The organism is Dyella halodurans (genome assembly GCF_026283925.1).
GTDB lineage: Bacteria > Pseudomonadota > Gammaproteobacteria > Xanthomonadales > Rhodanobacteraceae > Dyella > Dyella halodurans.
The window spans coordinates 111,206-132,847 of sequence record NZ_JAPDPF010000002.1 but is presented as its reverse complement, the minus strand read 5'-3'; the positions used below and the strand labels follow the sequence as shown (position 1 = coordinate 132,847).

Genomic DNA, 21,642 nt, shown 5'->3' with positions numbered 1-21,642 from the left:
CCCGCCCTCCCCTGCTTCACCCCGCCATGAAGATAACGGACGCGGGGCGTCCAGTGCGAGGGTGCAGGGGTTCATCGATGCGCAGGAGCTCCAGGCCGGCAGCCCGGAACGCCGCCAACCAGCCACCCAGGGTGCGGAAATACCACGGCGCCGGCTTGCCGAAGCCCTCGCCGCAACCATCCCAGGAGCCATCGCGCCAGCCATCGCGGTAAGCCTCCGTGCCTGTGCCAGCCAGCGGGTGCAGGGTCTGTACCAGCAGGACACCGCCAGCTTCGAGCAAGCTAGGCACCGAAGCGAGCAGTTCGTTAACCGATGCCTCGCCCAGCAGGGAGAAATTGCACACGACTACATCGGCGCGTTGCTTCAGCGCACGGGCCGCCACGTCGGCGTAGGAGAGCAGATGAAATTCGCCGCCGCCGTGCGACTGGGCGGCTTCGACCAGGGAAGGCACCACGTCCACGCCAACCACCTGCACGCCCGCGCCGGCCAAGGTTCGCGCCAGCCAGCCTTCGCCACAGCCCAGGTCAATGACCTTGCGCGGCGCGCGTGACAGCACCGCCTCCACGATGGCCTGGTCGGTCACCAGCCGGCGGCTCTCGATGCGCCGGTCGCGCACGGCACGCTCCCAGGCCTGCGCATTGACCTCCCACGCGTCGAGGATTAGCCGTTCGCTCGACGCGGTCGTCATGGCCCGTGTCTCAGCCGACGCGGCTGGCGTATTTCGTGGCGACGTACTGGTCGAGAATGCCGATGAATTCGCCGGCGATATTGTCGCCGCGCAAGGTCATCGCCTTTTCGCCGTCGATGAACACCGGTGCGGACGGCGCCTCGCCATTGCCCGGCAAGGAAATGCCGATATTCGCGTGCTTGGACTCGCCGGGGCCGTTGACCACGCAGCCCATCACCGCCAGCGTCAGGTTCTCCACGCCGTCGTATTGCACGCGCCACAAGGGCATTTGTTCACGCACATGCGTCTGCACGGTGCGTGCCAGTACCTGGAAGAATTCGCTGGTGGTGCGTCCGCAGCCCGGGCACGCCGTGACCAGTGGCGTGAACGCACGCAAGCCCATAGTCTGCAGCAACTCCTGCGCCACGATCACCTCGCCCGTGCGCGATGCGCCAGGCTCCGGCGTCAACGAGATGCGGATGGTGTCGCCGATGCCTTCCTGCAACAGCACCGCCAGCGCGGCGGACGACGCGGTAATGCCCTTCGAGCCCATGCCCGCTTCGGTGAGGCCCAGGTGCAAGGCGTAATCGCAGCGCCCCGCGATGTCGCGGTAGACCGAGATCAGCTCCTGCACGCCGGAGACCTTGCACGAGAGGATGATGCGATCGCGCGGCAGGCCGATCTCTTCCGCACGCTGCGCCGAATCCAGCGCCGAACGGATCAAGGCCTCGCGCGCCACATGCGCGGCGTCCCAGGGCTCGGCGCGCTGGTGATTCTCGTCCATCAGCATGGCCACCATGCTCTGGTCGAGTGAACCCCAGTTGGCGCCAATGCGCACCGGCTTGTCGTAGCGCAGCGCCATCTCGATGATCGAGGCGAACTGGCTGTCCTTCTTCTTGCCGAAACCGACATTGCCCGGATTGATGCGGTACTTCGCCAACGCTTCGGCGCAGGCGGGCTCGGCTTCCAGCAGCTGGTGGCCGTTGTAGTGGAAGTCGCCGATGATCGGCACGTCCACGCCCATCATCTCCAGCTTCTCGCGGATGCGCGGCACAGCCGCGGCGGCCGCGGGCGTGTTCACCGTGATGCGCACCAGCTCCGAACCGGCCCGCGCCAGCTCGGCGATCTGCTTGGCCGTGCTTGCCGGATCCTCCGTATCCGTATTGGTCATCGACTGCACCACGATGGGTGCGCCGCCGCCAACGGTGATCTTGCCAATCTTGACGCCCACGCTGGGACGACGCTGGGCGGTACGCGGAGAGGAAGAGGTATCACTCATAGGATGGGTCGGTCAGGCACCAGGGCCGCGAGGGTGATGCGGCGTCCCATAGAGGATAACCGAACCGCCACGCACGCCCTAGCGGCCCGGAAAAAGCCCGGAACCCCGTTAAATCGTGCGGCAAAACCGCGCACGAGGCCCCGTTTCCGTCGTCAGCGTGGATGATGGAACCCTGGAAACCAGCCCGGATAAGGAAGCCTGAACCGTCATGTTCACTACCCACTCATCACAGCGCCAGCAAACCCGCATGCCGCCCTCCCAGAGCTGCGCCGGGTGTGGCCATGCCCCTGTCTGCCAGGCCAGCGGCTACGATCGTCCGGAGCTGTCCGGCCTGCGCCATATCGCCGAGCGCATCGGCCCGCTGCGCACGGGCGAGTACCTGTACCGGCCGCTGTCGCCGTTCCGCGCCATCTACGCGGTGCAGACCGGCATGGCCAAGACGGTGGCGGTGGATGTCGCGGGCCGAGAACAGGTGGTGGCGTTCCATCTGCCCGGCGAGATGATTGGGCTGGACGCGATTGACCGCGAACACCATGACAATGCCGTCGTGGCGCTCGGCAAGACGCAATTCTGCCGCTTCCCGTTCAACGCCATTCGCCAGGTCGCCACGCAGCAGCCCGATGTGCCCTGGCACCTGATGAACGCGGCCAGCCACCGTATCTCGCATTTGCAGCTGAGCGGCGGCAACTACCTGGCGGAAGAGCGGTTCGCCGCGTTCCTGGTCGACCTGCGCGATCGCCGCGCGTCGCTCGGTTTGTCCACCGACCACCTGCCGCTCCCCATGTCTCGCGCCGATATCGGCAACCATCTGCGCCTGACCACCGAGACGGTCAGTCGCCTGTTGGGTCGATTCCGCCAGCGCGGCATGATCCAGCTCGATCGGCATGGCGTGAACCTGCTCGATCTCGATGGCCTGCGCGAGCTTGGCCAGTCGCTGTTGGTGCACTAAGTCGCAGGGCGCTCACCCGGCGCCGCTTGGACACGCCGCAAGGCGGCCGCCAGCAGGCGTCGGAGCAGGCGCTCGCGCAGGCCGGCGGGCCTGGCCAGGCGCATGCGTTCCAGCGCTTCCTGTTCGCCATCGACTGCAGCACCGGGCCGCATCAGGGCAGCAACAATACGGAGCTTGCCGCGCCACGTCGCGCTCGCCGCCTGCAGCCACTTCAGCGCTGGCAACAGGCGCTGTTCCACCTCGGTAAAGTCGCTGCCAAACGGAAACGCCGGCAGCAGGCCCTTGCGCTGCCACGGGGTCAGCGTCTCGCGCAGAAACTCGGGCTGGTTGTTGCGCCAACGCTCGGGTATCTGGAAGTCCGCTGCCAGCTTGCCGTGCGACTTGGCCTCCGCGCATAGCGCATCCAGGAAACGCGCATCGCTGATCGCCAGCATCGCCTCGATGCATTCGCTATCGGTCTTGCCGCGCAGGTCGGCCACACCGTACTCGGTGACGTACATGTCGCGCAGGTGGCGCGGAATCGTGGTGTGGCCGTAGTTCCAGCGGATATTCGTTTCCACGCCGCCGCGACCGCGCCGCGTGGACCGCAACAGCAGTACCGAACGGCCATCGGCCAGTTCCTGCGCCATGGCGACGAAGTTGTACTGCCCACCCACGCCGCTCACCACCTCGCCATTCTCCAGCGCGTCGGAAACCGCCGAACCGAGCAAGGTGGCCATCATGCAGGTATTGAAGAAGCGGGCGCCGCGGCGCTGCAGGGAGGCGAGCACCTGATGATCGCCATAGAGCTGGTTGACGTTGGACACGCGACACATGTCGATGGCATCGGGATCCTCCGCTTCCATCGCGGCCAGCCACGCGTAGAGTTCGTGCGAACCCAGGAAAAACGCCCCTCTCAGATAGTGGCCACCGGGAGTTTCAGGCGACAGCCGGCCACAGGCGGCGGCACGTTCAAGCGCGATATTGTCCCAGGCGCGCCGCTTCAGGATGCCGGCGCGCTGCAGGTGCATGAAGCCATCCATCACCATTTCGCTGGCGCCGTACAGTCCGGTGCGGAATGGCGCCAGCCCGCCCATGCGCGCCGCCAAGGCGTGGGTGCCGCCGCGTGGATCCAGCGCCACCAGCATGCGACGCCAGGCCGTGTTGTCCTGCTGTCGTAAGCGCAGCGCGTAGACCAGCGCATCCGACAACACGCCAATGCCGATCTGCAGGCAGCCGCCATCCTTAACCAGGGCGCTGGCGTGCAGCCCCAGGGCGTATTCGGCCAGGTCGATGGGCTGGCGCGGCAGCGCAAACAGCGGCGGCGATGATTCGGGACAAAGTTCGAGATCGAAATAGTCCTGGGCGACCTCGGCATGCCCGGTGATATATGGCAGGTCCGGATGCACCACCGCCACGCATACGGGCCGTGGCTTGCCGGCCTGCACCATGCGGTCGATGAAATCGAGCGTCAGGTCGGGATTGCAGGAAAGACTGTAACGCACGCCTTCCGCCGTTTCCCGTCGGGCCACCAGTTGCACCAGCAGGTTGATGTCCTGCATGGCGAGGTCACGCGCGACATGGGTGTAGTTCTGGCTGATGTAGTTGCGCTGTGCCGTCGACGATCCCAGCAGCGCGCCCGACTGCATGTAGAACTCATGCACCGCCACGTTCGTCGGCAAGGCGTTGCGAGCCTGGTCGACCGCGTACTGCGGGTCCACCGCATCGTCACCGAAATGCCGCGCCAGGAACGGGCCGGTAAAGCGCGCCTCCAGCCCCGCCGCCGGCTGTGGCCGGGTCAGCGACAGTGCGGTGTAGAGCGATAGCGAGCGCGACGTATCGGCCGTCGTCAGCTGGTAAAGCGCATTGAGCAGGCCATGCGGCTTGCCCAGGCCCAGTGGCGCGGCCATGCGCAGATCCGGCCCCAGCCGTTCGGCCAGGTGATGTGCGCAGGCCTCGGTGTCGGTATAGCAATGCTCTGGCGACATGGAATGATCATGGCAGAAGGTTCAAGGGAACGACATGCGCGGCTGGTGGCGCCTATTCCTGACACTGTCCGGGTGAACGTGATTTGAAGGCGGCGCGTAACCATGTCCTACACTCGCCCCATGAATACGAGGCCGCCGCTTGCATCCGCACCCGCCCGTCTACTCGCCGAACAGGCCCTGAGCCGCGCCGCCGGCGCTCCTTTGCTCGGCGGCAATGCGGTGGATCTGCTGATCGATGCCGCCGCTCACTTCGAAGCGTGGCTCGCCGCCATCCGCAACGCCAGGCAGCGCGTGTTGCTCGAGAACTACATCGTTCGCGACGACGAGGTCGGCCGCGCCTTCCGTGATGCCTTGGTCGAATGTGCGCGTCGCGGTGTCTACGTCGCGGTGATCTACGACTGGCTCGGTTGCAAGGGACAGTCCCGCGCCGGTTTCTGGACGCCGTTGCGCCACGCCGGTGGCCACGTGCGGGCCTTCAATCCCCTGCAGCTCGGCCATCCCTTTGGCTGGATCAGCCGTGACCATCGCAAGCTGCTGGTCGTGGATGGCAGGCAGGGCTTTCTCTCCGGCGTATGCATCAGCCAGAAGTGGCTGGGGAATGCGCAGCGCAAGGTGGCGCCCTGGCGGGATACCGGCGTCGCCCTGCACGGGCCCGCCGTGGTCGAACTGGAGCATGCGTTTGCGGAAAGCTGGTCCAGCATTGGCGCGCCCTTGCCACCGCTCGCGCCACCAGGGCAGGCGATGCCGATGGGCTCCGTAGCCTTGCGCGTTATCGCCACGCAACCTGCCACCGCTGGCATGTATCGCCTCGACCAACTGATTGCCGCCATGGCGCGCAAGACGCTCTGGCTGACCGATGCCTACTTCATCGGCATCGCCCCTTATGTGCAGGCGCTCGCCGCGGCGGCACGCGACGGCGTCGACGTGCGCCTGCTGGTACCTGGCAGCAGCGATATCCCGATGGTCGCCGGCATGTCGCGCTCGGGCTACCGGCCCCTGCTCAAGGCAGGCATTCGGGTATTCGAGTGGAACGGCTCGATGCTGCACGCCAAGACCGCCGTGGCCGACGGCCAATGGGCGCGCGTCGGCTCGTCCAATCTCAATATCGCCAGCTGGCTGAGCAACCGCGAGATCGACGTGGCGATCGAGGACGCAGGCGTCGCCCAGCAGTTGGCTGAACAGTACGAGCAGGACCTGGGCAACGCGACCGAGATCGTGCTGGCGCCTCGGCGCTGGAACCCGCGCTCCGACCATGTGCAAAGCAGCTCGGCGCGACCGCCCCGCCCCCGCCATGCGGGCGGCAGTTCCGGGCGTGCCGCCGCGGGCGCCCTGCGCATCGCCAATACCATGGGTGCAGCACTGACGGATCGGCGCGTGCTCGGCGACACCTCGATCAGCCCGCTGGTCACCGGCGCCCTGCTGCTGACCCTGCTGGCCGTGGTCGAGATCGCCTGGCCCGCCGTCCTGGGCTGGCCGCTGGGCCTGCTGTGCGCCTGGTTCGCGATCAATTTCGGGGTGCGCGCCTGGCGGCTGCGCCGACGCGCCCGGCAGCCAGTGGCCGATGCCGACGAAACCGCCTGAGCTGGTCGCAATTGTTTATATTCAATGAATTATGCCGATTGTCTCATGGCCAGACTATGCATGAGCGGGCAAGCGGATGTAATCCAAGCAATACCACCCGGATGGTCCGTGCTAGTCTCGCGCCTCCATGCACGCGTCCGACGACAACACGACTGATCACAGCTCGGCTGGGCAAGGCGGCTCGCCGCCGCGCCACATCCTGACCCCCAGCTCGCTCAATCGGCTGGTGCGCGATCTGCTGGAAGATGCGCTGCCGCTGATCTGGATCGAAGGCGAGCTGTCCAACGTGGCACGCCCGGCGTCCGGACATTTGTATTTTACGTTGAAGGACAGCGGCGCCCAGGTGCGCTGCGCGATGTTCCGTCCCAAGAGCGGCTGGTTGAAGTTCAAGCCCGTCGATGGCCTGCACGTGCTGGTGCGAGCCCGCGTCGGCCTGTACGAGCCGCGTGGCGAATTCCAGCTGGTCGCCGAGCATATGGAGCTGGCCGGCGAAGGCGCCTTGCAACGCGAGTTCGAGCAGCTCAAGGCTCGACTCGATGCAGAGGGCTTGTTCGACCCCGCGCGCAAGCGCGCCCTGCCCCGTTATGCGCGCCGCATCGGCGTCATCACTTCCGCCACCGGCGCCGCCGTCCGCGACGTGCTGAGCGTGATGTCGCGACGATGGCCGCTGGCCGAGGTGGATGTGCTGCCCGTTCCGGTGCAAGGTCGCGAGGCGCCGCCGGCCATCGTCAGCATGCTGCGCAAGGCGTCGGCCAGCGGCCGCTACGATGTGCTGCTGCTGACCCGTGGCGGCGGTTCGCTGGAGGACTTGTGGGCCTTCAACGACGAGCAGGTCGCCCGCGCCATCCACGCCAGCGCGGTGCCGGTAGTGTCGGCCGTCGGCCATGAGATCGATTTCAGCATCGCCGATTTCGTCGCCGACCTGCGCGCACCCACGCCTTCCGCGGCGGCCGAATTGCTGGTGCCCGACGCCTTCGCGTTGCGCCGACACCTGCAACAACTGCAACAGCGCCTGATCACGCTGGAACAGCGCCGACTGCAAGCGCGCATCCAGCGTGTCGATCACCTGTTTGCACGCTTGCAGGCGCAACGGCCCCAAGCGCGCCTCACCCGTGATCGCGAACGCTTGCAGCACCTGCACAGGCGCCTGGTCGGCATCCAGCGCGAACAGGCACAGAGCCGCCGCGCACGCCTGGACCGCGTGCACGCGAGACTGCTGGCGCAGCATCCGCGCCTACGCCTGCAGCTGCTGCAGCGTCGCGTGGCCGAACTCCGCCAACGCCTGCGCCAGTCCGTCGAACGCCGGCTCGAACGCGATCGCCTGACCTTGCAACAAGCCGGCCGCGCCATGCACGCGGTAAGTCCGCTTGCCACGCTGGAACGCGGCTACTCGATTTTGTTCGACCGGGAAGGCAAGGTGCTTCGCTCGGCACAGCATGTCGAGCCCGGCACACCATTGCGCGCCAGACTCGCCGATGGCGAATTGCCGCTCTCCGTCAGGGCAGGCCACGCGGGCGACGAGTCCATCGAGCCATGAGCCCGTAACGCAAGCCTCGGGCCTACCCGTCCCGGGGCCCAACGCCTCACGCGGCGTGAACGATTTGTATCGCATCCTTCACGCTTCCGTCCGAGGAGCGCGGCATGAAGGCAGCAGTACTGTTCGTCAAGGCGCTGGAAGCCGAGGGAGTCCGCAGCATCTTTGGCGTGCCGGGTGAGGAAAACCTGGACCTGGTCGAAGCGTTGCGCGATTCGTCGATCCGACTCATCGTCACCCGGCACGAACAGGCGGCCGGCTTCATGGCAGCCACCTGGGGCCGGCTCACCGGCGAAGCCGGCGTGGCACTGTCCACCCTGGGACCCGGCGCCACCAACCTGGTGACCGCGGCGGCGTATGCCCAGCTCGGCGCCATGCCGATGCTGATGATTACCGGACAGAAGCCGATCCGCGAAACCAAGCAAGGGCTTTTCCAGCTGGTCGACGTGGTCGACATGATGCAGCCGTTGACCAAGTTCACCCGCCAGTTGGTGTCCGCGTCGACGATTCCTGCGCGCGTACGCGAAGCGTTCCGCCGCGCCGAGGAGGAACGCCCGGGCGCGGTGCACCTGGAACTGCCCGAGGACATCGCGCGCGACCACGTGGACGACCCGATCCTGTTGCCCACCGAGTATGCCCGCCGCCCCGCGCCGGATGACGCCGCGCTGGTGCAGGCTGCCGAGGCGATCAGCAATGCCAGGCATCCGATCCTGATGATTGGCGCCGCCGCCAACCGCCAGCGCACCACGGTGGCGTTGCGCGCCTTCATCGACAAGCTGGGCATCCCGTTCTTTACCACCCAGATGGGCAAGGGCGTGATCGACGAGGACCATCCTTTATGGCTGGGCAACGCGGCGCTCTCCGACGGCGATTTCGTGCATCGCGCGATCAGTGCGGCGGATGTGATCATCAATGTCGGCCACGACGTGGTGGAGAAGCCGCCGTTCTTCATGCAAAAGGGTCGACGCACCGTCATCCACATCAACTTTTCATCGGCCGAGGTGGACGCGGTCTACTTTCCACAGATTGAAGTGGTCGGCGATATTGCGCACACGGTGGAGCGGCTGACCGATGCGTTGCAAGCTCAGGAGCAGTGGGATTTCGCCTACTTCGACCGGGTACGCGTGGCGTTCCACGCGCAACTACGCGTCCACGCGGACGATCCCCGCTTCCCCATGCATCCCGTGCGCGTGGTGGACGACACCCGCCGCTACATGCCCGATGACGGCGTGCTGTGCCTGGACAATGGCATGTACAAGATCTGGTACGCGCGCTATTACCGTGCACGCCAGCCGAACACGATCCTGCTCGACAACGCGCTGGCCACCATGGGCGCCGGCCTGCCTTCGGCGATGGCGGCGAAGATGGTCTACCCCGAGCGCAAGGTCCTGGCCATCTGCGGCGACGGCGGCTTCATGATGAATGCGCAGGAGCTTGAGACCTGCGTGCGACTGAAGCTCGACCTGGTGATCCTGCTGCTGCGCGACGATGCCTACGGCATGATTCGCTGGAAGCAGGCGGAGATGGGCTTCAGCGACTACGGAATGGTGTTCGGCAACCCCGATTTCGTCGCCTTTGCCGAAGCACACGGCGCGCATGGACATCGTCCGGACAGCGCCGATGCCTTCCTCCCTACCTTGAAGCGCGCCTTCGACACCGGCGGCGTGCACCTGATCGACCTGGTCATCGACTATTCCGACAACCACCCCATCCTCAACGAAGAGATCCGCCGGCTGAGTGCTGCCGTCTGATCGAGCGGAGTCATGCATGCTCGCGAAAAGCTATCCCTACTATCTCGCCAACCAGCCACAGACCTCGAAGGAAATGATGGATGTGCTGGACAAGTACAGCGGCAAGGTAGCCACGCGCGTGGCCGTACCCGATGCGAAAGCCACCGAAAAAGCCATCGCTGCCGCCGTGAAGGCCAGCGGCCCGATGCGTGAATTCAAACCCTGGGCGCGACAGCAGGTGCTGCAGCACTGCGCCGATCGCTTCACGGAGCGGCGTGAGGAGCTGGCCTATGCGCTGTGCGTGGAAGCCGGCAAGCCGATCAAGGACTCGGACGGCGAAGTGACCCGGCTGATCGAAACGTTTCGCATCGCGGCCGAGGAAGCTGTGCGCGTCAACGGCGAAACCTTCAACATGGAGCTCGCCCCGCGCCTGAACGGCTATCACGGCTATACCAAGCGCGTGCCGCTGGGGCCGGTGTCGTTCATCACGCCGTTCAATTTTCCGTTGAACCTGGTTGCGCACAAGGTCGCTCCCGCGATTGCCGCGGGCTGCCCCTTCGTCCTCAAGCCGGCCGAGCGTACGCCGATCGGCGCGCTGATCATCGGCGAGGTGCTGGCCGAGACGGATCTGCCCAAGGGCGCGTTCTCGGTGCTCAATCTCGACGGCAAGCACGCCGGCCCGCTGGTGGAAGATCCACGTTTCAAGCTGCTCTCCTTCACCGGCAGCCAGATCGGCTGGGACCTGAAAGCGCGCGCGGGCCACAAGAAGGTCACGCTGGAGTTGGGCGGCAATGCCGCCTGCATCGTCGACGCCGACCAGGGACCGAAGCTGGACCACGTCATCGAACGGCTGGTCTTCGGCGCGCTCTATCAATCGGGCCAGAGCTGCATCAGTGTGCAACGCATCTACGTGCACGAGTCGATCTACGAAGAGGTGAAGAAGCGCCTGGTCGCTACCGTCAAGAAGCTCAAGGCTGGCGACCCGAAGAAGAAGGACACCTTCCTCGGCCCGATGATCGACGAAGCTGCGGCCGAACGCCTGCACGGCTGGATCGAGGAGGCGCGCAAGGCCGGTGGCAAGATCCTGTGTGGCGGCAAGCGCAACGGCGCCATGCTGGAAGCCACCTTGATGGAGAACGTGCCTACCGATGCCAAGGCCCATCGGCTGGAGGCGTTTGGTCCGTTTGCGCTGCTCGAACCCTACCGTTCGTTTGACGACGCAATCGCCATGGTCAACGATTCCGACTTCGGGCTGCAGGCCGGCGTCTTCACCGACAGTCTCGACCACGCCATGCGCGCATGGAACGAACTGGAACAAGGCGGCGTGCTGGTCAATGACGTGCCCAGCTTCCGCGTGGACAACATGCCTTACGGCGGCATCAAACTTTCCGGCATCGGCCGCGAAGGCGTGCGCTACGCCATCGAGGACATGACTGAGCTGCGTCTTATGGTGATGCGGGAACGCTGACCCGGTGTTTGAACAATCCGGGGCGAACGGCCTGAGCCCCACTCTTCGGGCCGTCCGACCCCGCTTCCAGGGGGAGAAAGTTACCCGCAGCAAGGTTTCCCGGCTGTCACCTTGCTGTCTTGTGCAGTGCTTAGCTTCGGCCGGGCCGACCACGAGGGAATACCCATGCAGACCGAAGCCGCCGCTGTCGCTGTCTCGCCTCAAAGTCAGGGCTCCGGCCGGCTCTTTGGCCTGTTGTTTGGCACGATCCTGCTGATCGGTGCCGGCTATGCGGGCCTGCATCTGGTTGACGATCTGTCCGTGGTCAAATCGCACGCGACCGCGCCCTTCATCCTGCTCGGCATCGCCCTGCTGATCGCGTTGGGCTTCGAGTTCGTCAACGGCTTCCATGACACGGCCAACGCCGTGGCCACGGTGATCTACACGAACTCCATGCCGGCCAATATGGCGGTGATCTGGTCGGGCGTCTTCAACTTCCTCGGCGTGCTGACCTCGTCCGGCGCGGTGGCGTTCACGGTGGTGTCCTTGCTGCCGGTCGAGCTGATCCTGCAGGTCGGCGGCCACGCCGGCTTCGCCATGGTGTTCGCGTTGTTGCTGGCGGCCATCATCTGGAATCTCGGCACCTGGTATTTCGGACTGCCGAACTCGTCCTCGCATACCTTGATCGGCTCGATCATCGGCGTCGGCCTGGCCAATCAGCTGATCGCGGTCAACACGGCCACCAGCGGCGTCGACTGGGGTGCCGCGATCAATGTGTTCAAGGGGCTGATCTTCTCGCCGATCGCCGGTTTCATTCTCGCCGGCCTGCTGATGTATGTATTGAAGAACCTGGTGAAGATTCCTGCGCTGTATCGCGCGCCGGAGGGCAACAAGCCGCCGCCGTGGCCGATCCGCGCCTTGCTGGTGCTCACCTGCACTGGCGTGAGTTTCAGCCATGGCTCCAACGATGGCCAGAAAGGCATGGGCCTGATCATGCTGATCCTGATCGGCACGGTGCCGACGGCCTATGCCCTGAATGGCGCCGTCACCGGCGGCCAGGTGAAGACCTTCCACGAGGTCTCGGTGGAAACCCGCCAGGTGCTGATTGGCCTGGGTGATACCACGCCGGTCATCGGCGATCCGCGCAACTTGATCACGAAAGCGATCCAGCAGCATGCCCTGCTGCCAGGAACGGCACCGGCGCTGGTCGAGCTGATCGCCGAGATTGATCATCAGGTGGGCAACCGCCCCTCGCTGCGCTCCGTGCCGCAGGACCAGATGGGCAATGTGCGCAATGACATCTACCTGGCCAATACCGTCATCCCGCTGGTGCTGACGCAGCCGGGCTTGAGCACCGAGCAGACGGCCACGCTCACGACCTGGAAAGGCCTCGGCACCAAGGCCATTCAGTTCATTCCCCTGTGGGTCAAGGTGGCCGTGGCGCTCGCGCTCGGCCTGGGCACCATGGTGGGCTGGAAGCGTATCGTGGTGACGGTGGGCGAGAAGATCGGCAAGGAACACCTGACCTACGCGCAAGGCGCTTCGGCCGAGTTCGTGGCGATGGGCCTGATCCAGGCCGCCGACATGTACCACCTGCCGGTCAGCACTACCCATGTGCTCACCTCCGGCGTGGCCGGCACCATGGCCGCGAATGGCTCCGGCCTGCAATGGAGCACAGTGCGCAACCTGTTGATGGCCTGGGTGCTGACCCTGCCCGCCTCGATCCTGCTCGCCGGCGGCCTGTATATCGCCCTGCGCCATCTGTTCTAGCCAGTCACGCCGGCAGTCTCAACGTTTGAGACCGCCGGCCGCTCCAATGCAGGCTCCGACGGAGCCTGCTGATGAACGCCTTGCCCAACCCCCTGGCCCAACGCGCCGTGCGACAGGACGGGGCGCTCGCCGCTCCCGTCAGCGGAGGCGACCAGTTGGCCCGCCGCCTCGCGCGCCGTTATCGCGATCGCATCACCGGCGCCTTCGTCTTGCCCAGACGAGAAGGCGACTACGCGCCGTTGCCGGCGGATATGCCGGCGCCACTGATGGAGGCCTTGCGCGCACGCGGCGTCGACCGCCTCTACGCCCACCAGGCGCAAGCCTGGCAGGCCACGGCGGCGGGAGAGCACGTCGTCGTGGCCACGCCCACGGCCTCGGGTAAATCCCTGTGCTACACGCTGCCGGTGATCAGCGCCGCGATCCAGCAACAAGCCAAGGCGCTGTTCCTGTTTCCCACCAAGGCGCTGGCGCAGGATCAGGTCGCGGAACTGCTGGAGCTCAACCAGGCCGGCTCGCTCGGCGTCAAGGCCTTCACCTTCGATGGCGACACGCCGGGCGATGCGCGCCAGGCCATCCGCCTGCACGGCGACATCGTGGTGAGCAACCCGGACATGCTGCATCAGGCGATCCTGCCGCATCACACGAAATGGGCGCAGTTCTTCGAGAACCTGCGCTTCGTGGTGATCGACGAGGTGCACACCTATCGCGGCGTGTTCGGCTCCCACGTGGCCAATGTGCTGCGGCGCCTGCAGCGCGTCTGCGCGTTCTACGGCGTCTCGCCGCAATTCATCCTGTGCTCGGCCACCATAGGCAATCCGGCCCAGCACGCCAGCGCGTTGATCGAACAGCCCGTCACCGCGATCACCGAAAGCGGCGCGCCCGTAGGCGAGAAACATGTGCTGCTGTGGAATCCGCCGGTGGTGAACCCGGACCTCGGTCTACGCGCATCGGCGCGCTCCCAGTCCAACCGCATCGCCCGCACCGCCATCCGCGCCGGACTGAAGACGCTGGTCTTCGCGCAATCGCGCCTGATGGTCGAGGTGCTGACGAAATATCTGAAGGACGTGTTCGATAGCGACCCACGCAAGCCGGCGCGCATTCGCGCCTATCGCGGCGGCTATCTGCCTACCGAACGCCGCGCGGCGGAACGCGAGATGCGCGCCGGCCAGGTGGACGGCATCGTCAGCACGTCGGCGCTCGAACTGGGCGTGGACATCGGCGCGCTCGACGTGGTGGTGCTCAATGGCTACCCCGGCAGCGTGGCCGCCACCTGGCAGCGCTTCGGGCGTGCCGGTCGGCGGCAACAGGCATCGCTCGGCGTGCTGGTGGCGAGCAGCGATCCGCTGGACCAATACTTCGTGCGCCATCCGGAATTCTTCCAGGGCGCGTCACCGGAACATGCGCGCATTGCCCCGGACCAGCCGCTGATCCTGCTTGACCATATTCGCTGCGCGGCGTTCGAGCTGCCGTTCCATGACGGTGAACGCTTCGGTCCGCAGGACGCCACGCCGTGGCTGCAGGTCCTGGCCGAAGAAGGCGTCCTGCATCAGGAAGGCGCCCGCTTCGAATGGATTGCCGACAGTTATCCGGCCAACGCGGTTTCGCTGCGCTCGGTGGCGGACGGCAACTTCGTCGTGGTCGACCGCACCCAGGGACGGCAGACCATCGTGGCCGAAGTCGACTTCAGCGCTGCCGCACTGACCTTGTACGAAGGCGCCATCCACATGATCCAGTCCGTGCCGTACCAGGTCGAACGCCTCGACTGGACCGGTCGCAAGGCGTTTGTCACGCACACCAACGTCGATTACTACACGGATGCCATCGACTACACCAGGCTCAAGGTACTCGAGGCGTTCGACCATTCGCCGGCCGGCGCAGGCAGCGCGCATCACGGCGAAGTGCATGTGGCGCGGCGCGTCGCCGGCTACAAGAAGATTCGCTACTACACGCACGAGAACATCGGTTACGGCCCGGTCAACCTGCCGGATCTTGAGCTCCACACCACCGCCGTCTGGTGGCAGTTGCCGCAGCGCGCGCTCGAGCAGGCCTTCGACCATCGCCAGCAGGCGCTGGACGGGTTTCTGGCAGCAGCCCATGCCTTGCACATCGTCGCCACGGTGGCGGTGATGGCCGAGGCGCGCGACCTGCAAAAGGCCGTCGGCAGCGGCGACGGCGCCTGGTTCGCCACGCCTGATCTCAACGGACGCGCACAAATACGCTCCAGCCTGGGCGAGCTCGATGCCAGCGCGCACGGCCCGTTCATTCCGACGCTTTACCTCTACGACGCGTTTCCCGGTGGCGTTGGCCTGAGCGCGCCGCTGTTCGAGCGCCGCGAGGACCTGGTGCGGCTGGCGCGCGAACTGGTGCAGCGCTGCGATTGCCGTGCGGGCTGCCCGGCCTGCGTGGGGCCGGTGCTGGCGGCCGACGAGCAAAACGATACGCCGCTGAAAGTGCTGGCCACGCGCGTGCTCGATCTGGTCGTCGCCTTATGAGTGCACTCGCGGACAAATTGCGTGGACTCCGTCGACAGGCCGGCGTCACGCCGACGCCGCCTCGTCGCGCCGAGCCACTCCCGGGCGGCTTGAGCCAACTGCTTGCCGTGCGGCAGCGCAAGCCCGTGTCGATGGCGCGGTCGGCAGTACCGCAAGTACTACCTGGCCACACCATTGCGCCCGGTTTGCAGTTAAGCGAAACCAGCGGCATCTGGCCGCCCGCGCCAGCCGCCTTCGACGCATCGTTCGCCCGCGTCGGCGAAGTCGTCGCGCCGGAACGGCTGTTGCTGTTCGACACGGAAACCACCGGCCTGGCCGGTGGCACGGGCACGCGGGCTTTCATGATTGGCGTGGCGGATTGGCATCACGGCCAGTTTCGCGAACGCCAGCTGCTGATCACCACGCTAGCGGCCGAAGCCGCCATGCTGGATTGCTTTGCGTCCTGGCTGCGTCCCGACACTGTCCTGGTTAGCTACAACGGCAAGTCTTATGACGCGCCGCTGCTGAAGACGCGTTTCCGTCTGCATCAGCGCGCTTGTCCGCTGCACGGACTGGCGCATATCGACCTGCTCCATCCGGTGCGCCGACGCTGGCGCGGCGTCTGGGAAAACTGCCGCCTGGCCACGGTCGAACGGCAACTGCTGCACGTCGTGCGCGAAGACGATCTGCCTGGTTCGGAAGCCCCAGCTGCCTGGCTGGGATTCCTGCGTGGTGGCTCGGCTGCGCCACTGCACCGCGTCGCACGGCACAACAGCCAGGACCTGCGCAGCCTTGGCGGCATCCTGGGTCACTTCACGCGTGAATCCGCTGCCTAGATCCCGTTAGCGGGCAGCCTCGACGAACTCGACATCGGCGATCCAGTTGCGCTGCCGACGGGCGAGCCGCGATGCCTTGTCTTCTCCCTCGAAGCTGCCCGTCGCGCGACGAATGAGTGACGGATCCACATCGTCGAAGGCGTTGACACTGACCACTGCATACAAGCGGCCATCGATCTCGCTGGTCACCACCGGCACCACGCCGCAGCGCGTGCAGGTGTGGAATACCGCGGTCCGGGTGCCAAACGCATAACGGGACACGCATGATGGTTCCTTCACCACGACTTTCAGCGCGCCACCCGGACAGGAAGTCCACACGCCGCCGTGCTTGCTGCAGAAGGAGCAGTCGCAGGCGCGTGCGGGAATTTCCGCCGGATCGGGTTCCCAGACCAGCGAAAACGCGATGTTGCCGCAATGGCATCGACCGTGGATGAGCATGCTTTCGGTATCCGTTGATGAACAGGCGACCTCGCCCATTCCAGCCTCGCTGGCCCTGGAGCATACCCATCCGGAGCCGCTGACCGCCATGACGCCATGCGCAGCCACGGCTGCGCAGCACGGTGCCCGGGCGGCCTTTGCCCGTTGTCGCCTCCACACCGCCTACAATAATCACCCTCACCCCAGGCCACCCCTGATGACCGAACCCGTCCGCCTCGCCAAACGTATCGCCGCCATGGCCCAGTGCTCCCGGCGCGAGGCGGAGATGTACATCGAAGGCGGCTGGGTACGCGTGAATGGCGAGACGGTGGAGGAGCCGCAGTTCAAGGTGCTGGATCAACTCATCGAAATCGATCCGCACGCGCAGCTCGAAGCCGCCGAACCCGCCACGCTCGTATTACACAAACCCGCAGGTGTTTCCGCCGAACAGGCGCGCGCCCTGATCAGCATCGAAAGCCACGCCGAGGACGATGCCTCCGGCGTGCGCCTGCTGAAGCGCCATTTCGCCCGACTGGAATCGCCCCTGCCCTTGCCCGACAACGCCAGCGGACTGCTGGTGTTCACCCAGGACTGGCGGGTTAAGCGCCGATTGGAAGAAGACAGCGATCGCATCGAGCAGGAGATCATCGTCGAAGTCGCCGGCAAGCTCGCGCCGAATGGTCTCGCCCTGCTCAATCACGGGCTCAGCTTCAACAATTACGCGCTGCCGCCGATCAAGGTGAGCTGGCAGAACGAAACCCACCTGCGTTTCGCGTTGAAGCGCGTGTCACCCAACCTGGTCGAACGCATGTGCCATGCGGTGGGGCTGCAGGTGCAGGCGATCAAGCGCATCCGCGTTGGTCGCATTCCGATGTCGCGCCTGCAGCCGGGTCAATGGCGTTATCTCGCCAGCACTGACCGGTTCTGAATGCCCTGATCGAGTACCTGCGACGGTGCATGCTTCGCCAGGTTGCACCGCAGCCCAGTCTTCAGGCACTAGGCGCGACCGCCGACATACGCCCGGCAATGGTTCAAGTACTCGCGTTCATGCATGGCAAGCAGCCCGGTGACCGCGCGCCAAAGCCAGGAAGGAGCGGCCAGCGTACGCGTATGATGGCGATGCAGCTCGTTGCGCCAGGAGCGCCGGATGTCCGCATCCATCTGGGTCGAGTGGGCCCGGCCAAGCACGTGGGCGAGATAGGCGGCCGAGCGGACGGCCTGCTTGCGCTTGATGCGCCCGATATCCAGCTTGAGATCCTGCGGCAGTAGCTCGCGCACAAAGACCGGCTTGCCGAGCAGATGCGTCGCACGCATGCGGTCGCCCAGGGCCGGACACAGGTGCCGCGCCGCCACAACCACGCGTTCGGCCGAATCTCTCGGCATGCGTACGCCCGCTGCCCGCGGTACCACGGAGGCGGCGGCCTCCTTGATATCGACCAGGCAGAGATCGTCGCCCTCGACGCTTCCACCATCGACATCGAGCAGGCTTGCATAGCGCAGGCGGCCCAGCGAACTGCAGCCCTTGCGCCAGTACGCGGCATCGAGCACGGCCACCTGCCCTTGCGTGTCGCGGTGGCGCAGCTGGGTTGCCAGGTCGGCCAGCGCTGGCTCGAGGAACAACTTGTCTATCGCCTTGCGTTCCTTGTCCGTGATCGGCCAGAACTCGGAACCCAGGGGTAGCTGGGTGTCGACACCCTGGATGCGTTCGTGCGCCAAGGCCTTCCAGTTGCGCCGCGCGGCGCGCTTCATCACCAGTTTGATCGTGTCCGGCATGACCGGCTCGGGCTCGTCCACTTCGGGAAACGCAGCCTCATAACCATCCAGCACGGCTTCCATCATTTCAGCGGCGGTAATGCCGGGAAGGTCCGAGCCGCGCGCCGCCATCGCCAGGGACAACGAGAGCCGGATGAGGTCGTAGGCGGGATTGCTGATGGCGCTTTGATCGAAATCGCGTAGCTGGATATGAACTCGCCCGTGGTCGTCGGCCACCGGCCCCAAGTTGCCGACATGGCAATCACCGCAGATCCAGATCGCCGGCCCCTCGGGCAGGAGCGATGCGCCCTCCTCCGCCAGCCAGGCGTAGAACTGCGCCGTATTGCCGCGTACATAGGCATGGGCCGATCGCGCCATCTTGCGATGGCGCCTGTTTTCCAGCGCCGCCGCTCGGCGACGGGGCGATACGTTGGCTTTCTTCGCACGTGACATCGGATGCCCTCGGCCCAAGCCGCATCCTCGTCCGCCGCAGATGAACGATTCGTTGTCATCACCGGAGAACGCCAGGCGCAAGTAATCGTGGTGCCGGCGCACCAACGCGAACCAGCAAAACACCGGCGCGCCATCATGACCATCATGGCCATCGGGGCTACGGGCATCGCGCATATGGCGCCACGAACGCGAGTGGTGTTCAATCATCAGCGCCGGATCACCCTGCCGATGGCGCTGCCTGGCGTACGAGCAGATATGGCCGATGGCGATGCCGTCCAGGCGCCTACGGGCCGTCGTGTCACCGCGAGGAGCCTCACGATGCAAGGAAAGTTCGCTATTTATGTCGCCGCCCTGATCATGGCGATGCCTGCATGGGCGCAGTCAGCCGCGCCGCCGGCGAATGCCGCCAGCGTGATCAAGCCGCCGTCTCCCGAGAGCGTCGTCAGCCTGCAGGCCGTCACCGTGACCGGCCAACAGCCGGGTCCAGCGCTCTGGCAGGTGCGCCGGGGTGATCACGTCCTATGGGTCCTGGGCACGCTGTCACCGCTGCCCAAGCATGCCGAGTGGCAGACAGCGCAGGTTGAAAAAGTCCTGGCGGGCGCCAAGGAGCTGCTTGAACCGCCATCCGCCGAGCTGAAGATGCCGACCAGCCTGTTCAACCGGCTGGCCTTGCAGCCTTCCGCCCGCCTGAATCCCGATGGTGCCACGCTGCAGAAACTGCTCCCGCCGGAGATGTACGACCGATGGCTGGTACTGAGGCGCCAGTACCTTGGCAATGACGACGCCCTGGAATACCTGCGCCCGATCGTGGTCGCCCAGCAGCTCTACGAAGCGGCGCTGGCGTCGGCGGGCCTCACCAATGACACCGATGTCGCCGCCATCGTGCAGAAGCTGGCGCGCAAGCACGGTACCCGTGTCATTCCGGTCACCTATCAGTTGCTGATCCCGCATGCGTCGCCGCTCGCCCAGACGGCTGACCAGGGCAGGCAGCAGGGTATCGCCTGCCTGGACCAGACCATGCACCTGGTCGAGCACGACATGGGCATGCTCACCAAGCGCGCCAATGCCTGGGCTACTGGCGACATGAGGACACTGCAGAGCCTGTCGCAGGGAGCCTCCTACGAGTCATGCGTGGTCGCCGCGATCAACGGCGATTTTGCCAAGCAACTGAATATTCCCGACCTGCCGCAACGCATCGAGAAAGCCTGGATGGAAGCAGCAGAATCCTCGCTCGTGCGGAACAATCGTTCCGTGGCGCTGCTATCGATGGAGCAGATACTCGCGCCCGACGGCTTCCTCGCCAAACTCAAGGCTCAGGGTTATCGGGTGGAGGCGCCGGACGAGCAGAATTAGCAGTGACCCTGCTGTGATCCCCCTGCCCTGCGCCGGACCAGCGGGGCGCAAGGCAGCGGCGTCTGCGCACCACTCATTGGCACTCACGGAGACCTTGAAGAACCCTGCTTCTTTCCCGTCATTCCCGCGAAAGCGGGAATCCAGTGCCTTTGTATTCAGTGGATTGAAAGTCGCTGGATTCCCGCTTTCGCGGGAATGACGAGTCTTTCGAAGTTCCCTTACGGCGTATCCGCAGCCATGACGGATGACGCGGGTGCTGTCGAGATAGCTGACGATTTGCCGGAAGGCTTCCGGTAACGGTCACGCCAACGGAGGAACGGACGCTCCACCACATAGTGCAACAGCGCACCAACCAGCAGGACGGTGACGGCATAAATGAGAAAGACGGCGAAGGCATGGCCATCCAGATGCTGGCCCAGCGCCACGCGGACGAGATGGAATACCGCCTTGTGCGTGAGATAAAGGCTGTACGAGGCGAGCGCGAGCCAGCCTGCACCAGGAATCCTCAGCCTTCCCAACAAGCCCTGCGCGCTGCTGCCGGCCAACACAATAAAGCCGAGGCCACATGCCAGCAGCGGATAGCCCAGCACGGTGGCGATAAAACCCGTGCGGTCGCGGAACAACCAGATGGCGACGGCCGTGACGGCCAAGCCAATCAGCAGCATCGCGTTGGCACGAGCTTGCAGTCGTGCCCATAGCGGTTTGCGATAAGCCTTGATGGTGGCCAGTACCACACCCGCCAGCAATCCATCCAGGCGCGACCATGAGGGGTAGTAGATGCCCTCAAGAAAATGCCGCTGCGCTTCGGCGCCATCGCCGGCGGCACCAGCCGGCGCCAACTCGTGCAGCCATACGTAGCCACGCATGAACATGCCGATGCCCATGACCGCCACGCATACGGCGATGAATCGTGGCGCCGACGGCCGGCGCGCCAACCACCACGCCAGCAACGGGAACAGCAGGTAGAAGTGCTCCTCGACACACAGCGACCACACGTGCGAGAACGCGAGGTTGTGCTGGGCATCGATCAGCAGGTTCACCGTGAACGTCAGGAACTGCCACAGCGGCTGGATGCCGGGCGCTTCGCGGACGATGGGCAGTGCGAAGTAAAGCGCCACCACGACCAGGTAGGCCGGCAGGATGCGGAAGGCTCGTCGTACATAGAAGTCGACCAGTGACGGCGCCTGGTTTGCTGCCATGGGCTGCAGCAACTGCGAACCGATGAGGTAGCCGCTGAGGACGAAGAACAAGTCGACCCCGATCCAGCCGTACGACTCCACGCCACCGAAGTGTCCCCAGCCGCCCACGATGTAGGAGTGGAAGATCATCACCCATACGATCGCGATCGCGCGCAGAAGATCCAGGCCTGGCAGGCGGTTCATCATGTTCCCTTGATGTGCATCTGGCCGGCCATCATGCCGGCCATTCGAACCACG

Annotated in this window: 16 protein-coding genes; 10 read left to right on the top strand and 6 right to left on the bottom strand. The window is 65.4% G+C overall.

Annotation, left to right across the window (positions count from 1 at the left end):
- Nucleotides 1–16: 16 nt before the first annotated feature.
- Entirely contained in the window at nt 17–688 is a 672-nt protein-coding gene (locus OUZ49_RS04370) for a class I SAM-dependent methyltransferase (protein WP_266148758.1), read from the bottom strand.
- A 10-nt stretch (nt 689–698) separates the two neighbouring features.
- A complete protein-coding gene (gene ispG / locus OUZ49_RS04365; protein WP_266148757.1) occupies nt 699–1,946 on the bottom strand; it encodes a flavodoxin-dependent (E)-4-hydroxy-3-methylbut-2-enyl-diphosphate synthase in 1,248 nt (415 codons plus the stop codon).
- Between the two features lie 247 nt (nt 1,947–2,193).
- Here ispG and OUZ49_RS04360 point away from each other — a divergent pair, with 247 nt between their 5' ends.
- Nucleotides 2,194–2,895, top strand: a complete 702-nt coding sequence (locus OUZ49_RS04360; RefSeq protein WP_266148756.1) for a helix-turn-helix domain-containing protein — start codon at nt 2,194–2,196, stop codon at nt 2,893–2,895.
- On the opposite strand, the gene OUZ49_RS04355 is transcribed toward OUZ49_RS04360, so the two are convergent.
- Nucleotides 2,892–4,862: an acetyl-CoA hydrolase/transferase C-terminal domain-containing protein gene (locus OUZ49_RS04355; RefSeq protein ID WP_266148754.1), complete on the bottom strand. Its 1,971-nt coding sequence runs from the start codon at nt 4,860–4,862 to the stop codon at nt 2,892–2,894. The two genes, OUZ49_RS04360 and OUZ49_RS04355, sit on opposite strands and share 4 nt — an antisense overlap.
- 102 nt (nt 4,863–4,964) lie before the next feature.
- Here OUZ49_RS04355 and OUZ49_RS04350 point away from each other — a divergent pair, with 102 nt between their 5' ends.
- The 7 genes from OUZ49_RS04350 (at nt 4,965) to OUZ49_RS04320 (ending at nt 16,231) form a co-directional block, all read left to right on the top strand.
- Complete coding sequence (locus OUZ49_RS04350) at nt 4,965–6,443, top strand: phospholipase D-like domain-containing protein (protein ID WP_380004066.1); 1,479 nt, start codon at nt 4,965–4,967, stop codon at nt 6,441–6,443.
- 127 nt (nt 6,444–6,570) lie between these two features.
- Complete coding sequence (gene xseA / locus OUZ49_RS04345) at nt 6,571–7,980, top strand: exodeoxyribonuclease VII large subunit (protein WP_266148752.1); 1,410 nt, start codon at nt 6,571–6,573, stop codon at nt 7,978–7,980.
- A gap of 104 nt (nt 7,981–8,084) precedes the next feature.
- Nucleotides 8,085–9,728 carry an acetolactate synthase large subunit gene (locus tag OUZ49_RS04340; protein WP_266148750.1) on the top strand — a complete coding sequence of 548 codons (1,644 nt, stop codon included), beginning with the start codon at nt 8,085–8,087 and terminating at the stop codon, nt 9,726–9,728.
- A 16-nt stretch (nt 9,729–9,744) separates the two neighbouring features.
- Nucleotides 9,745–11,175, top strand: a complete 1,431-nt coding sequence (locus tag OUZ49_RS04335; RefSeq protein WP_266148748.1) for an aldehyde dehydrogenase family protein — start codon at nt 9,745–9,747, stop codon at nt 11,173–11,175.
- A 165-nt stretch (nt 11,176–11,340) separates the two neighbouring features.
- On the top strand, nt 11,341–12,924 hold the full coding sequence (locus OUZ49_RS04330) for an inorganic phosphate transporter (protein ID WP_266148746.1): 1,584 nt from the start codon (nt 11,341–11,343) through the stop codon (nt 12,922–12,924).
- Between the two features lie 71 nt (nt 12,925–12,995).
- Nucleotides 12,996–15,416, top strand: coding sequence for a DEAD/DEAH box helicase (locus tag OUZ49_RS04325; RefSeq protein WP_266148745.1), 2,421 nt, complete (start codon nt 12,996–12,998; stop codon nt 15,414–15,416).
- The gene (locus OUZ49_RS04320; protein ID WP_266148744.1) at nt 15,413–16,231 is read left to right on the top strand and encodes a ribonuclease H-like domain-containing protein; all 819 of its coding nucleotides are present in this window, start codon (nt 15,413–15,415) and stop codon (nt 16,229–16,231) included. The genes OUZ49_RS04325 and OUZ49_RS04320 overlap by 4 nt, the downstream gene beginning before the upstream one ends.
- Before the next feature lie 6 nt (nt 16,232–16,237).
- On the opposite strand, the gene OUZ49_RS04315 is transcribed toward OUZ49_RS04320, so the two are convergent.
- The gene (locus tag OUZ49_RS04315; RefSeq protein WP_266148743.1) at nt 16,238–16,759 is read right to left on the bottom strand and encodes a GFA family protein; all 522 of its coding nucleotides are present in this window, start codon (nt 16,757–16,759) and stop codon (nt 16,238–16,240) included.
- Nucleotides 16,760–16,865: 106 nt separating this feature from the next.
- Here OUZ49_RS04315 and OUZ49_RS04310 point away from each other — a divergent pair, with 106 nt between their 5' ends.
- Nucleotides 16,866–17,576, top strand: a complete 711-nt coding sequence (locus OUZ49_RS04310) for an rRNA pseudouridine synthase (protein WP_266148742.1) — start codon at nt 16,866–16,868, stop codon at nt 17,574–17,576.
- A 68-nt stretch (nt 17,577–17,644) separates the two neighbouring features.
- Here the strand turns inward: OUZ49_RS04310 and OUZ49_RS04305 are convergent, their stop codons facing one another.
- Nucleotides 17,645–18,853, bottom strand: coding sequence for a DUF2252 family protein (locus tag OUZ49_RS04305; protein ID WP_266148741.1), 1,209 nt, complete (start codon nt 18,851–18,853; stop codon nt 17,645–17,647).
- 135 nt (nt 18,854–18,988) lie between these two features.
- Between OUZ49_RS04305 and OUZ49_RS04300 the strand changes: the two genes are divergently transcribed.
- Nucleotides 18,989–20,206 carry a TraB/GumN family protein gene (locus OUZ49_RS04300; RefSeq protein ID WP_266148740.1) on the top strand — a complete coding sequence of 406 codons (1,218 nt, stop codon included), beginning with the start codon at nt 18,989–18,991 and terminating at the stop codon, nt 20,204–20,206.
- Between the two features lie 218 nt (nt 20,207–20,424).
- Here OUZ49_RS04300 and OUZ49_RS04295 read toward each other — a convergent pair whose 3' ends face one another.
- Nucleotides 20,425–21,588 (bottom strand): acyltransferase family protein, encoded by a 1,164-nt coding sequence (locus tag OUZ49_RS04295; protein WP_266148739.1) that lies wholly within the window; start codon nt 21,586–21,588, stop codon nt 20,425–20,427.
- Nucleotides 21,589–21,642 lie beyond the last annotated feature (54 nt).

What these genes read in the sequence shown, in the direction of transcription:
- OUZ49_RS04355 (WP_266148754.1), bottom strand. Translation starts at nt 4,862, where the DNA reads ATGTCGCCAGAGCATTGCTATACCGACACCGAGGCCTGCGCACATCAC.
- OUZ49_RS04305 (WP_266148741.1), bottom strand. Translation starts at nt 18,853, where the DNA reads ATGTCACGTGCGAAGAAAGCCAACGTATCGCCCCGTCGCCGAGCGGCG.
- xseA (WP_266148752.1), top strand. Translation starts at nt 6,571, where the DNA reads ATGCACGCGTCCGACGACAACACGACTGATCACAGCTCGGCTGGGCAA.
- OUZ49_RS04340 (WP_266148750.1), top strand. Translation starts at nt 8,085, where the DNA reads ATGAAGGCAGCAGTACTGTTCGTCAAGGCGCTGGAAGCCGAGGGAGTC.
- OUZ49_RS04320 (WP_266148744.1), top strand. Translation starts at nt 15,413, where the DNA reads ATGAGTGCACTCGCGGACAAATTGCGTGGACTCCGTCGACAGGCCGGC.
- OUZ49_RS04310 (WP_266148742.1), top strand. Translation starts at nt 16,866, where the DNA reads ATGACCGAACCCGTCCGCCTCGCCAAACGTATCGCCGCCATGGCCCAG.
- OUZ49_RS04325 (WP_266148745.1), top strand. Translation starts at nt 12,996, where the DNA reads ATGAACGCCTTGCCCAACCCCCTGGCCCAACGCGCCGTGCGACAGGAC.
- OUZ49_RS04315 (WP_266148743.1), bottom strand. Translation starts at nt 16,759, where the DNA reads ATGGCGGTCAGCGGCTCCGGATGGGTATGCTCCAGGGCCAGCGAGGCT.
- OUZ49_RS04350 (WP_380004066.1), top strand. Translation starts at nt 4,965, where the DNA reads ATGTCCTACACTCGCCCCATGAATACGAGGCCGCCGCTTGCATCCGCA.
- ispG (WP_266148757.1), bottom strand. Translation starts at nt 1,946, where the DNA reads ATGAGTGATACCTCTTCCTCTCCGCGTACCGCCCAGCGTCGTCCCAGC.
- OUZ49_RS04330 (WP_266148746.1), top strand. Translation starts at nt 11,341, where the DNA reads ATGCAGACCGAAGCCGCCGCTGTCGCTGTCTCGCCTCAAAGTCAGGGC.
- OUZ49_RS04335 (WP_266148748.1), top strand. Translation starts at nt 9,745, where the DNA reads ATGCTCGCGAAAAGCTATCCCTACTATCTCGCCAACCAGCCACAGACC.
- OUZ49_RS04295 (WP_266148739.1), bottom strand. Translation starts at nt 21,588, where the DNA reads ATGAACCGCCTGCCAGGCCTGGATCTTCTGCGCGCGATCGCGATCGTA.
- OUZ49_RS04360 (WP_266148756.1), top strand. Translation starts at nt 2,194, where the DNA reads ATGCCGCCCTCCCAGAGCTGCGCCGGGTGTGGCCATGCCCCTGTCTGC.
- OUZ49_RS04300 (WP_266148740.1), top strand. Translation starts at nt 18,989, where the DNA reads ATGACCATCATGGCCATCGGGGCTACGGGCATCGCGCATATGGCGCCA.
- OUZ49_RS04370 (WP_266148758.1), bottom strand. Translation starts at nt 688, where the DNA reads ATGACGACCGCGTCGAGCGAACGGCTAATCCTCGACGCGTGGGAGGTC.